Genomic DNA, 11,750 nt, shown 5'->3' with positions numbered 1-11,750 from the left:
TCGGCGCCCAATAAAAAAGCCCGCTCATGCGGGCCTTTTTATTGGGTACATACCCAGTTCCGATCGAGGCACTTACTTGATCTCGTAATCGGAAAGCGACTTGCCAGCCGCCAATGCTTCGGTCACCCAACGCGGCTTGCGGCCACGGCCACCCGACCAGGTTTCGCCCGTCGGGCCGCGGTATTTGGCCGCTGCCTTGGCCGGCGCGGCGCCTGCGCTGCGCTTGACGGCACCCACGCGACCTGCAAGTTTCAGATCAGAAGCAGTCAGACCGTATTCAGCAATCTTCTTGCGCAACTCTTCAATCACGCCCGCGCGTTCTTGGTTGCGCAGGTCTTCGGCCTGCTTGCGCAATTGCGCGATCTGCTCGTCGTGCTTCTTGATCTGGGAATTGATATCTGCGAGGGTCGAAGCCATTGTTGGACTCCAGAAATTGAAAACGGTCGGATTTTAATTCAATTTACATTTGCCACAAGCACGTCTCCGAGCGAAAAAATTGGCCGTTCATTGGGTTAATGCAACAGCACGCAACGTAAAGCGCACCGTTTTGGGCACTTATATACGGTCAAGAGGGGGAAGTGTGTAGCGCACCGCCAGAGAAGCGGTAGCCAGAAATGACAACGCCGGGACAAGCCCGGCGGTGTAATCCTTTGAATGCTATTGAGCAATAGCGCAAAGGAGGTATTTTTTGGGGTGGCTGATGGGACTCGAACCCACGACGACCAGAATCACAATCTGGGACTCTACCAGCTGAGCTACAGCCACCGCAGAGCCTTCGAGTATAGCGTTAAAAATCGCAATTTTGACGATCCACATTCATCGCGAGGCTTGAAAGCGACATTTCTTCGGTCGGCAGCCCATCGCCCTGGCGCGGCAACGCCATCCGGAACACGGCACCGAGCACAAATCCTCGGTCGCGTTAGCGATCTGCCTCATCGACACCGGCACCGATATGGCTCCGCTATCATGGCCGCGCCCCGCGCAGACGGGGCACGGCGCTTCGCCACTTCCACTTCACCAAAGGAATTTCTTCATGAGCATCGTCTGGACTATTCTGATCGGGTTCGTTGTGGGTCTGGTGGCACGCGCCGTCAAGCCGGGCGACGACTCCGCAGGCTTCATCATGACCACGGTGATCGGCATCGCAGGCTCGCTGATCGTGACCTACATCGGCCAGTCGCTGGGCTGGTACACCGCCGGCCAGGGTGCAGGCTTCATTGCCTCCGTGCTGGGCGCGATCGTGCTGCTGATCCTCTACGGCCTGATCAAGAAAAAGAGCTGACAAACACCCTTCGGCCGCCCATCGTTCCGCACGGGCGGCCGCAGCCTCTTGAACTGCATGCAATGCACGACATGAAGGCCCACGCTGCAAAGCAGAGAACCCGATGCCCCGCAAACCGCGCGCCAAGCATCACGTCTACGTGGTCGAACTCGATGACCGCGTCTGGAACAACGGCCGCTTCAGGCGCGCCAACCCCGACTATCAACTCGGCAAGCCCTTCGTCTACGTGGGCATGACCGGGCTGGACCCCGACATCCGCTTCGACAAGCACAAGGCCGGCATCCAGGCCAACAGCTTTGTGCAGGAATTCGGCTTGCGATTGCTGCCCGCGCTCTACGAACGCTACAACCCCATGCCTTATGAGGACGCGCGCTCGATGGAGGTCGAGCTCGGCATCATGCTGCGCAAGGCCGGCTATGGCGTCTGGCAGGCGTGAGCCTCAGCCTGCTGCTCACGAATAGGTGACCCAATCGCCATGAGCCGGACCGTCCAGGTGCGGCAAGGTGTTGTAGGTCACGAGCATGTGCCGCTTGGGCGTGAAAGCGAACTCCGTCACCGACGTGTTGCGGATGCGCAGGTTGAGTTCGATCGTCGTCTCGGCACTCGTCCCCAGCACATGGCCGACCGCCGTGCTGATCGGCCCACCGCTCGACACCACCAGCACCTTGGCGCCGTGATGCCGGTCGCGCACATGGTCGAGCGCAGTGGTCACGCCCGCCACGAAATCGACGTAGCTCGGCATGCCGACCGGCTGCGTCTTGCCCTGCATCCAGGCGCCCAGCCCGTCGCGCAGCAGGCGAAAGTGATGGCGGTACATCTCGGGCGAATCGGGCTTCTCGAGCTTGCCTTCGTGGATCGTGGCGATGACGGCTTCGCTGTCGTACTCGTTGAGGCCCGGCCATGGCAGCACATCGTCGCGGCCGAGGCCCAGGCCCTTGGCAATGCCTTCCCAGGTCTGGCGATGGCGCTTCAGGGTGCCGGTGATGACGGCATCGAACTTCATGCCGCGCTCGCGCCAATATTCACCAAGGCGAACGGACTGCCGGTGTCCGAGTTCGCTCAGGTTGTCATAGTCGGCAGCACCGAAACTGGCCTGCCCGTGGCGCACGAGATAAAGGGTTCCCATGCCCGGGATTCTGGCAAGAAGCACAGGCGCCGCTTGTCCCTCGTGCGACCACCTCGATCGATGCCGCACGTAAAAAAGCCCGAGTCGTCGACTCGGGCTGTGGCATGCGGAAAGCCTTGTATCAGCGGCCTGGTGCGCCCGGCAGCGTGTCCGCTGGCTTGGGCACCAGGATCTCGGCCTTGAACCGGTCCTTCAGCATGTTGTAGTACGCGGCATCTTCGGCTGCCGCCACGGACTGGCCGACCTGCATGTTTTCTTGCTGCGCGACTTCAGGCGTCGGCGGCGTGCGCGGAACGACCTTGAGCACGCGCACCACGGCATAGCCTTGCGCGCCAAGATCCACCCCTACCAACACTGGCAGCTTGGCGGCGTCCGCACGCAATGCGGCGTCGATCACCGGCAGCGGCTGGGACTGCGCTTCGCGACGCGAGATCGTGATGGGCGCAGCGAAGGTTGCACCGTCGGCCTTGGTCGTCCACGCTGCGAGCTTGGCTTCGCCTTCGGCCTTGGCCAGCACCGCCGCGCGCTCGGTGACGAGTTGCGCGCGAATCCGATCCTTGACCTCGGCGAGCGGCACCGGATGCGCCGGCGTGTACTGGGTCACGCGGCCCGATGCGAGCTGGCTGGAGCCGACTTCGATCGCCTCGGTGTTCTGCTTGCGTTCGAGCGAGTCGGATGCAAACAGCGCACTCAGGAAATTGCGGCTCGCCAGCGGACCGGTGGCGCCGGGCGCGGGCGTGCGTGCAACGTTGTTGGCTGTCTGGATCGTGAGCTTCAGCTTGTCAGCGGCAGGCTTCAGGCTGTCGGGCGTCTGGTAGACCGCGTCGGTGAAGGTCTCGGCAGCCTTCGCGAATTCCTGCGTGGCCTGCTGGCCGCGGACTTCGTTCTCGATGGTGGCGCGCACCTGCTCGAAGGGCGGCACCACCGCCGGCTTGATGTCGGTCAGGTGAATGATGTGATAGCCGAATTCGGTTTCGACGATGCCGCTGATCTCACCCTTCTTGAGCGCGAACATCGCATCTTCGAAAGGCTTGACCATCGCGCCGCGGGTGACGAAGTCGAGGTCGCCGCCCTTCTCTGCCGAACCCGGGTCCTGCGAATTCTTGCGTGCCACGTCTGCAAAGGTGTTCGGTGCTTTCTTCACTTCAGCCAGCAGCTCTTCGGCCTTGGCCTTGGCCTTTGCGCGATCGGCAGCGGACATGCTCGTCGGCGCGGTGATCAGGATGTGGCTCGCGCGGCGCTCTTCCTTGGAACCGAAGCGCGACGTGTTCTGCTCGTAGTAGGACTTGAGATCGGCCTCGCTCACGACGATGTTCTTCTTGGCTGCTTCCAGGTCCAGCACGAGGTACTCGATGTTGGCCTGCTCCGGGGCCTGGAACTGCGCCGTGTGGTCCTTGTAGTAGGTCTCGATGTCGGCATCGCTCACCGTCACCTTCGACGCGAAGCTGTCGGGGCCGAAACGCGCCACCTGGATCTGGCGGGTGTCGTAGAAGGCATTGATCGTGGTCGCAGCCAGCGCCGGCGGCGTGAAGGTCGTGCCCGAAATGCCCAGCAGCACCTGCTGCGTTGCCATGTCCGAGCGCACGGCAGCTTCGTACTGCTGGGGCGTGCGGCCCGTCACGCGCTGGAAGGTCTCGGTGTCGAAGCTGCCATCCGGCTTGCGAAACGCGGCCAGGCCCGGGTCCTGCGCGAAGATGCGCGTGAGGCGCTCTTCGGACACCGTCATGTTCGCCTTGGCGGCCGCGGCAGCCAGCACGCGGTCGCGCACCATGCGCTCCAGCGTGGCATAACGCAGGGCATCGGATTCGAGCACTGTCGGATCGACATTCGGCGACTGCTGACGGATGCGGTCCGTCTCGATGCGGTGCTGCGCGTCCCACTCGGGCTTCGTGATGTCGTGGCCCTCGATGCGCGCCACTTTCTCGTCGCGACCGGAGCCCTGGTAGCGCTCGACACCGAAGAGCACGAACGAGGGAATGATCAGCAAGAACAAGAAAATCATGACGATCTTGTTGTACTTGCGGAAGAAATCAAACATGCTTGAACACTCTTTTTCGACGGATGTCGGGACGGCAATAAAAAAGGCGAACTGGTGTTCGCCTTTGCATCTGGTGGTGGTGGGTGCTGAGGGGCTCGAACCCCCGACCTACGCCTTGTAAGGGCGCCGCTCTACCAACTGAGCTAAGCACCCCACCGGGAATACTTTCCGAGTCTAACGCCTTAGTTCAGCGCGTCTTTCAGCGCCTTGCCGGGACGGAACTTCGGGATCTTGGCTGCCTTGATTTTAATCGCGTCGCCGGTGCGCGGATTCCGGCCGGTGCGGGCGGCACGTTTACCTACGGCGAAGGTACCGAAACCGACGAGCGAAACAGAGCCGCCCTTTTTGAGCGTGGTGCGAATGGCGCCAATGGTGGATTCGAGCGCGCGGGTCGCTGCAGCTTTGGAAATATCGGCGTTTTTTGCGATGTGCTCAATCAGTTCGGTCTTGTTCACAAGGGCCCCTTGTAGAAAAAAAGTTGGTCGGCTTCCGTCAGCTGCGACTTGGCCGCAAACGGTGCGACTCAAGAGCCTGGCAGGGCTGACGCCTCGGCAGCGCGCTGCCAGCGAGGATTACAACCACAGGTCTGCAGGGTGTCAATAAGACACGAGGCCTTGCAGACCGGCGGAGCGCGCGATTTTAGGGGCGTTTGGTGACGTACTTTTCAAAGCGCCTCGGCGATGGCCTTGCCGAGGTCGCTGGTGCTCGCCTTCCCACCGATATCCGGAGTGCGCGGTGCGCCGTTTTGGGGCGCGAGCACCTTCTCGATGGTCGAGAGGATGGCGTCATGCGCCTGCTTGTGGCCCAGAAACTCCAGCATCATCGCGCCGCACCAGATCTGCCCGATCGGGTTCGCGATGCCCTTTCCGGCGATGTCGGGCGCCGAGCCGTGCACCGGCTCGAACAGCGACGGCGCGGTGCGCTCGGGGTTGAGGTTGGCGCTCGGCGCGATGCCGATGGTGCCGGTGCAGGCCGGCCCGAGGTCGGACAGGATGTCGCCGAACAGGTTGCTCGCGACCACCACGTCGAAGAAGTCCGGCCGCTGCACGAAGTGCGCGGTGAGGATGTCGATGTGGAACTTGTCGAGCTTCACGCCCGGGTAGCTCTTGCCCATCTCGGCCACGCGCTCGTCCCAGTACGGCATGGTGATCGAGATGCCGTTCGACTTGGTAGCGCTGGTCAGGTGCTTCTTCGGCCGCGACTGCGCGAGCTCGAAGGCGAACTTGAGCACGCGGTCGACGCCCACGCGGGACATCACCGTCTCTTGCACCACGATCTCGCGCGGCGTGCCTTCGTACATGCGACCGCCGATGCTCGAGTACTCGCCTTCGGTATTCTCGCGCACGATGTACATGTCGATCTCGCCAGGCTCGCGCGGGCTGCCGTCGCGCCGCACCACAGGCGCGACGATGCCGGGCATCAGGCGCGCGGGGCGCAGGTTGATGTACTGGTCGAACTCGCGGCGGAACAGCAGCAGCGAGCCCCAGAGCGAGACGTGATCGGGAATTTTCTCGGGCCAGCCGACCGCACCGAAGAAGATGGCGTCGTGGCCGCCGATCTGCTCCTTCCAGTTGTCGGGCAGCATCTTGCCGTGCTTCTCGCAGTAGTCCCAGCTCGAGAAGTCGAAGTGATCGAACTTCAGGTCGATGTTGAACTTGCTCGCCGCGGCCTCGAGCACGCGCAGGCCCTCGGGCATGGTTTCCTTGCCGATGCCGTCGCCGGCGATGACTGCAATTCTCTGGGTGCTCATGGTGTGGCTCCTGGGTGACCTGGGTGTGTGGGAGAAGAAGAAGGAGAAGAAGAAAAGAACTCGAGCGCCTCGGCGAGCAGTTCGCCCGGGGCCTCCTCGGGAACATAGTGGCCGCATGGCAAGGCGCGGCCCGACACATCGTCGGCGCGCTCGCGCCACAGCGCCAGCACGTCGAAGGCCTTGCCAACCGCGCCGTGCTCGCCCCACAGCACGCGCAGCGGCTGCGTGAGCCGTTGGCCGGCGGCTATGTCGATGCGGTCGTGCGCCAGGTCGATGGTGGCGGAGGCGCGGTAGTCCTCGCAGATGGATTCAGCCGTGCCCGCGATGGCGGCGCAGCGTTCGTATTCGGCCAGCACCTCGGGCGCGAAAGGTGCCAGGCCCGCATGCCGCCCGCCCATCACGCTGCGCACGTAGCGCACCGGGTCCGAAGCGATCAGCGCCTCGGGCAAGGGCGGCGGCTGGATCAGGAAGAACCAGTGCCAATAGGCCTTGGCAAATGCCTCCGATGTGTTCTCGTACATCGCAAGCGTGGGCGCGATGTCGAGCAGCAACATCCGCTCGACGGCTTCGGGGTGGTCCGCCGCCAGCCGATGCGCCACGCGCGCACCGCGGTCGTGGGCCAGCACGCCGAAGCGCTCGAAGCCGTGGTGCCGCATCGCGGCGAGCGCATCGAGCGCCATCTCGCGCTTGCTGTAGACGAGGTGATCCGCATCGGCAGCCGGGCGGCCCGAGTCGCCATAGCCGCGCAGGTCCACTGCGACCACGGTGAAGCGCTCGGCCAGCGCCGGCGCCACGCGATGCCAGATTGCATGCGTTTGCGGATGCCCGTGCAACAGCAGCAAGGGAGCGCCACGACCGCCGATGCGACCGTGGATGCGCACGCCGTTGCGCTCGATGTCGAAGGCCGGAAAGGTGAGGAAGGAAGCAGTCACGCGGCGATTGTGCGTTGCGCCTTCGCGATCATCAAGCAACAATCAGCCAATTCATACTTTCCGATCTGGCATGAATTCTCCGTCGATGGACCGCAGCGATCTGGCACTGGTGCTGGCCATTCGCGACCAGGGCAGCCTGGCCAGCGCGGCCGCCACGCTCGACGTGGTGCCTTCCGTCATCACCAAGCGGCTGGGTGCGCTCGAAGCGCGCCTGGGGCAGCGCCTGTTCGACCGCACCACCCGGCGGCTCAGCGTCACCGCCGAGGGTGAGGCGGTGTGCCTGCATGCCCGCACGCTGCTCGACGGCTTTGCCGCGCTCGAAAGCGAACTCGGCGAACGCCAGAACGCGCTGGTCGGCACGATCCGATTGGCGGCCACCTTCGGCTTCGGCCGGCGCTGGCTCGGGCCGGCGCTCGCGGCGTTCCAGTCGCAGCACCCGGCCCTGCAGATCGAGCTGATGCTGAGCGAGCAGCTTCCCGATCTCGGTGCCGAGGGCTACGACGGCGCACTCTGGCTCTGGGCCGTGCAGCAGCGCAGCGCGGCCGACTGGGTCACGCGGCGCATCGCACGCAACCAGCGCGTGCTGGCCGCCTCGCCCGACTACGTCGAACGCCGCGGCACGCCGGCCACGGTCGATGCACTGGCCTCCCACGATTGCCTGGTCGCGCGTGAGAACGGCGATGCCAGCCAGCGCCAGTACGCGCTCTGGACGCTGCGCCATGCGCGCGACGGCAGCACGGCGCGCGTGCGTGTTCAAGGGCCGCTGAGCAGCAATTCAGGAGAGATGGTGCGCGACTGGTGCCTGGCGGGCCACGGGATCATGCTGCGCAGCCTGTGGGACATCGCCCCGCAACTGGCCAGCGGCGAACTGGTGCGCGTGCTGCCGCAATACGCCATGCCCGATGCCGACATCCACTGGGTCGCGCCCTGGCGCCCGAAGACGCCGCGCCGCGTGCGGCTGCTGGTCGACCACCTCGCGGAACAGTTTCGCGGCGAACCCTGGAAGCCGGGCAAGGCCGGCTCGCGCTGAAGACGACGAGCCCGCTCAGCGCTCGCCGCGCACCACGAGGCTCACGCCGACAGCGGTCAGCGCGATGCCCAGCAGCGTCATCAGCGTGATCGGCTCGGCGAACAACAGCCAGGCCATGACCGCCGTGCAGGGCGGCACGAGGTACAGCAAGCTAGTAACCGCAGTGGCCGTGCCGCGCTGGATCAGCATGTAGAGCAGCGAACTGCCGCCCAGCGACAGCGCCAGCACCGACCACGCCATTGCACCGCCCGAATGCAGGTTCCACTCGATGCCCTGTGTCTCCATCGCAGCGAAGGGCAAGGTGACGAGCAGCGCCGCCGCCATCTGCACCGCGCTGGCGCTGCGCACGTCGCAAGGCTCGACGAAGCGCTTCTGGTACAGCGTGCCCGCCGTGATCGACAGGAGCGCCATCACCGCAAGCCCCATCGTCAGCGCACTGACCTCCGTGCCCTGCCCCAGCTTGCGCGACACCACGAGCACCAGCCCCGCGAAGCCCAGCGCCAGGCCGGCCCATTGACGCCTCGAAATGCGCCCGCCATTGAAAGACAGCCAGACCGCCGTGAGCACCGGTTGCACGCCGACCAGCAGCGCCACGAGCCCGGCCCCCATGCCCGCGTGCACCGCGGCCCATACACCGCCCAGGTAGCCGGCCTGCATCAGGATGCCGGTGACGGCCAGATGCCCCCACTGCGCGCGCCGCGCCGGCCAGGCGACCCGCGCCAACGCGACCCACACGCCGAAGCAGACGAGCGACAGCGCATAGCGAACGGCCAGAAACTTGAGGGGCGGCGCATACGGCATGCCATAGCGCGCCACGATGAAACCGGTGCTCCAGATCAGCACGAAGACGCCGGGCATCGCCCGCAACCAGCCCGCGTTGCGAGCCGACGCCGCCACGGTCATTTGGTCCGGGCCCGGATCTCGGGAATGGCCTTCTGCAGGTAATAGACCATCGACCAGATCGTCAGCACGGCCGAGATCCAGATCAGCCACTGGCCCCAGAGCCCGGTGTCGATGACCTTGAAGAGGCGCCCGTCATAGAGCAGGAAGGGAATGGCGATCATCTGCACGGTCGTCTTGACCTTGCCGATCATGTGCACCGCCACGCTCTTGCTGGCACCGATCTGCGCCATCCATTCGCGCAGCGCCGAGATGGCGATCTCGCGACCGATGATGATCAGCGCCACGAACACGTCGGCCCGGTTCAGATGCACCAGCACCAGCAGCGAGGCGCACACCAGGAACTTGTCGGCCACCGGATCGAGGAAGGCGCCGAAGGCCGAGGTCTGGTTGAGCTTGCGTGCCAGGAAGCCGTCGAGCCAGTCGGTCGCGGCAAAGACGATGAACATGACCGTGGCGATCAGGTTGCGCATCGGCTCGGCCATCGGCAGGTAGAACACGCCGACGATCAAAGGGATCGCGACGATGCGCGTCCAGGTCATGATGGTCGGTAGGGTCCAGAACATCGCTTGATTGTGTCACGGCGGGAGTACCCCCCAAGGCGTGCTCGTTTCGAGCAGCCATCGGGTTCCCCTCAGTGCAATGCCTTGTAGATTTCTTCCGCCAGATCGGTGGCGATGCCTTCGACCGATGCAATGTCTTCCACGCTCGCCGCGGCCACGCCGCGAATCCCGCCGAAGCGTTGAAGCAACCGCGCCCGGCGCTTCGGCCCGATGCCCGGAATGTCTTCGAGCTGGCTGCCGCCCACGCGCACCTTGGCGCGCTTGGCGCGCATGCCGGTGATGGCGAAGCGGTGTGCCTCGTCGCGAATCTGCGCGACCAGCATCAGCGCGGCCGAGTCCTTGCCCAGGTAGACCTTCTCGCGGCCATCGGCAAACACCAGTTCTTCGAGCCCGACCTTGCGGCCCTCGCCTTTTTCGACACCGACGATGAGCGACAGCGACAGGCCCAGCTCGCTGAACACCTCGCGCGCCATCGACACCTGCCCCTTGCCGCCGTCCACCAGCACCAGGTCGGGCATGCGCGCGGTCTTGGTCTTGGGTGGCACGTCGCTGCCTGCCCCTTCGGCATCGCCTACGGGCGGCGCGTCGGTCTCGGCGGCCATGACTTCGGCCAGCTTGCCGTAGCGGCGCAGCAGCACCTGGCGCATGGCGGCGTAGTCGTCGCCGGGCGTGATGCCGTCGATGTTGTAGCGGCGGTACTCGCGGTTCTGCATCGCGTGGTGCTCGAACACCACGCACGAAGCCTGGGTCGCCTCACCGGCCGTGTGCGAGATGTCGAAGCATTCGATGCGGAAGTTGTCGAGGTCGTCGGGTGCCAGTTCGAGCGCATCGGCCAGCGCGCGGGTGCGTGCCTGCTGCGAGCCTTCTTCGGCCAGCAGGCGGGCCAGTTGCAGGGCGGCGTTCGTCTCGGCCATCTCGAGCCAGTGGCGGCGCTGCTCGCGCGGCTGGAACACGGCCGTCACACGCGCGCCGGCCTGCAGCGAAATGGCCTCGACCAGCTCGCGGCTCACCTGATGGCTGAGCACCAGCGTGGACGGCACGGGCACGTCGATGTAGTGCTGGGCGATGAAGGCTTCGAGCACCTGCACCTCGATCGGGTCGGCCGCGGCGGGGCTGACGCCCTCTTCTCCTTCGTCGTCCAGCTCTCCGTGATGGATCTGCGCCGCGTCGTCCACGTGCACGGGAAAATACGGCCGATCGCCCAGGTGCCGCCCGCCGCGCACCATCGCCAGGTTCACGCAGGCCTTGCCGCCCTGTACCTTGACCGCGAGGATGTCGACGTCTTTATCCGACGCGATCTCGATCGACTGCTGATGCAGCACGCGCGAGATGGCCGACATCTGGTTGCGCAACTCGGCCGCCTGCTCGAACTCGAGCTTCTCGGCGTGCGTGGTCATGCGCTGCTCGAGCTTCGACAGCACGAGCTGCGTGTCGCCCATCAGGAAGGCCTCGGCGCTGGCCACGTCCTGCGCGTAGGCCTCGGACTCGATGTAGCCGACGCAGGGTCCGCTGCAGCGCTTGATCTGATAGAGCAGGCAGGGCCGCGTGCGGTTGGCATACACCGTGTCTTCGCAGGTGCGCAGGCGGAACACCTTCTGCAGCAGCAGGATCGACTCCTTGACGGCCCACGCGCTGGGGTACGGCCCGAAGTAGCGGTGCTTCTTGTCGACCGCGCCACGGTAGTAGGCCAGCCGCGGAAACGCGTGCGAGGCGATCTTCAGGTAGGGGTAGCTCTTGTCGTCGCGAAACAGGATGTTGTAGCGCGGCTTGAGCGTCTTGATCAGGTTGTTCTCGAGCAGCAGCGCCTCGGCCTCGGAGCGCACCACGGTGGTCTCCATGCGCACGATCTTCGAGATCATGTGGCCGATGCGGGTGCCTCCGTGGTTCTTCTGGAAGTAGTTGGCGACCCGCTTCTTGAGGTTGCGCGCCTTGCCCACGTAGAGCACCGCGCCGGCCGCATCGAAATAACGGTAGACGCCCGGCAGTTGCGGCAGGGCCGCGACTTCGCTGAGCAGTTGATCGGAATGCACGTCTGACATGGCAGCTATTGTGGCGCGCGACGCAAGACCCGGCCGCGACCCCAGCGCAAACCCCGACAGAGGGTGGAACGAAAAATGCTGAAGATGGCA

Annotated in this window: 12 protein-coding genes and 2 tRNA genes; 3 read left to right on the top strand and 11 right to left on the bottom strand. The window is 64.9% G+C overall.

From position 1 onward, the window contains the following. Positions 1 to 72: 72 nt before the first annotated feature. Together ACGLHS_RS02115 and ACGLHS_RS02110 are read right to left on the bottom strand one after the other, a co-directional pair. On the bottom strand, positions 73 to 417 hold the full coding sequence (locus tag ACGLHS_RS02115; RefSeq protein ID WP_093236979.1) for an H-NS family nucleoid-associated regulatory protein: 345 nt from the start codon (positions 415 to 417) through the stop codon (positions 73 to 75). 272 nt (positions 418 to 689) lie between these two features. Then, positions 690 to 765, bottom strand: a tRNA-His gene (locus ACGLHS_RS02110). 268 nt (positions 766 to 1,033) lie between these two features. Here ACGLHS_RS02110 and ACGLHS_RS02105 point away from each other — a divergent pair. Together ACGLHS_RS02105 and ACGLHS_RS02100 are read left to right on the top strand one after the other, a co-directional pair. Next, positions 1,034 to 1,282, top strand: a complete 249-nt coding sequence (locus ACGLHS_RS02105) for a GlsB/YeaQ/YmgE family stress response membrane protein (RefSeq protein ID WP_093236978.1) — start codon at positions 1,034 to 1,036, stop codon at positions 1,280 to 1,282. Between the two features lie 103 nt (positions 1,283 to 1,385). Continuing rightward, on the top strand, positions 1,386 to 1,718 hold the full coding sequence (locus ACGLHS_RS02100) for a hypothetical protein (protein ID WP_093236977.1): 333 nt from the start codon (positions 1,386 to 1,388) through the stop codon (positions 1,716 to 1,718). 15 nt (positions 1,719 to 1,733) lie between these two features. Here ACGLHS_RS02100 and ACGLHS_RS02095 read toward each other — a convergent pair whose 3' ends face one another. The 6 genes from ACGLHS_RS02095 to ACGLHS_RS02070 form a co-directional block, all read right to left on the bottom strand. Then, positions 1,734 to 2,408, bottom strand: coding sequence for a histidine phosphatase family protein (locus ACGLHS_RS02095; RefSeq protein WP_394476421.1), 675 nt, complete (start codon positions 2,406 to 2,408; stop codon positions 1,734 to 1,736). Between the two features lie 121 nt (positions 2,409 to 2,529). Continuing rightward, positions 2,530 to 4,446: a SurA N-terminal domain-containing protein gene (locus tag ACGLHS_RS02090; protein ID WP_394476419.1), complete on the bottom strand. Its 1,917-nt coding sequence runs from the start codon at positions 4,444 to 4,446 to the stop codon at positions 2,530 to 2,532. A gap of 77 nt (positions 4,447 to 4,523) precedes the next feature. After that, a tRNA-Val gene (locus tag ACGLHS_RS02085) sits at positions 4,524 to 4,599 on the bottom strand. Between the two features lie 29 nt (positions 4,600 to 4,628). Further along, positions 4,629 to 4,901 (bottom strand): HU family DNA-binding protein, encoded by a 273-nt coding sequence (locus ACGLHS_RS02080; RefSeq protein ID WP_007830705.1) that lies wholly within the window; start codon positions 4,899 to 4,901, stop codon positions 4,629 to 4,631. A gap of 209 nt (positions 4,902 to 5,110) precedes the next feature. Further along, complete coding sequence (locus tag ACGLHS_RS02075; RefSeq protein WP_394476414.1) at positions 5,111 to 6,196, bottom strand: tartrate dehydrogenase; 1,086 nt, start codon at positions 6,194 to 6,196, stop codon at positions 5,111 to 5,113. Further along, positions 6,193 to 7,128, bottom strand: a complete 936-nt coding sequence (locus tag ACGLHS_RS02070; protein WP_394476412.1) for an alpha/beta fold hydrolase — start codon at positions 7,126 to 7,128, stop codon at positions 6,193 to 6,195. The genes ACGLHS_RS02075 and ACGLHS_RS02070 overlap by 4 nt, the downstream gene beginning before the upstream one ends. 85 nt (positions 7,129 to 7,213) lie before the next feature. Between ACGLHS_RS02070 and ACGLHS_RS02065 the strand changes: the two genes are divergently transcribed. Then, a complete protein-coding gene (locus tag ACGLHS_RS02065; RefSeq protein ID WP_394476410.1) occupies positions 7,214 to 8,158 on the top strand; it encodes a LysR family transcriptional regulator in 945 nt (314 codons plus the stop codon). Between the two features lie 15 nt (positions 8,159 to 8,173). Here ACGLHS_RS02065 and ACGLHS_RS02060 read toward each other — a convergent pair whose 3' ends face one another. The 3 genes from ACGLHS_RS02060 to uvrC form a co-directional block, all read right to left on the bottom strand. Next, positions 8,174 to 9,061: a DMT family transporter gene (locus ACGLHS_RS02060; RefSeq protein WP_394476408.1), complete on the bottom strand. Its 888-nt coding sequence runs from the start codon at positions 9,059 to 9,061 to the stop codon at positions 8,174 to 8,176. Further along, positions 9,058 to 9,624 carry a CDP-diacylglycerol--glycerol-3-phosphate 3-phosphatidyltransferase gene (gene pgsA / locus ACGLHS_RS02055; RefSeq protein WP_093236970.1) on the bottom strand — a complete coding sequence of 189 codons (567 nt, stop codon included), beginning with the start codon at positions 9,622 to 9,624 and terminating at the stop codon, positions 9,058 to 9,060. The genes ACGLHS_RS02060 and pgsA overlap by 4 nt, the downstream gene beginning before the upstream one ends. A gap of 68 nt (positions 9,625 to 9,692) precedes the next feature. Continuing rightward, on the bottom strand, positions 9,693 to 11,660 hold the full coding sequence (uvrC, locus tag ACGLHS_RS02050; protein WP_394476405.1) for an excinuclease ABC subunit UvrC: 1,968 nt from the start codon (positions 11,658 to 11,660) through the stop codon (positions 9,693 to 9,695). Positions 11,661 to 11,750: the final 90 nt, after the last annotated feature.

Source organism: Variovorax sp. VaC1, from assembly GCF_043658315.1.
In the GTDB taxonomy this organism is placed as follows: domain Bacteria; phylum Pseudomonadota; class Gammaproteobacteria; order Burkholderiales; family Burkholderiaceae_C; genus Variovorax.
Note: the sequence above shows the minus strand (reverse complement) of the source record. Positions and strands in the feature narration are given on the sequence as shown.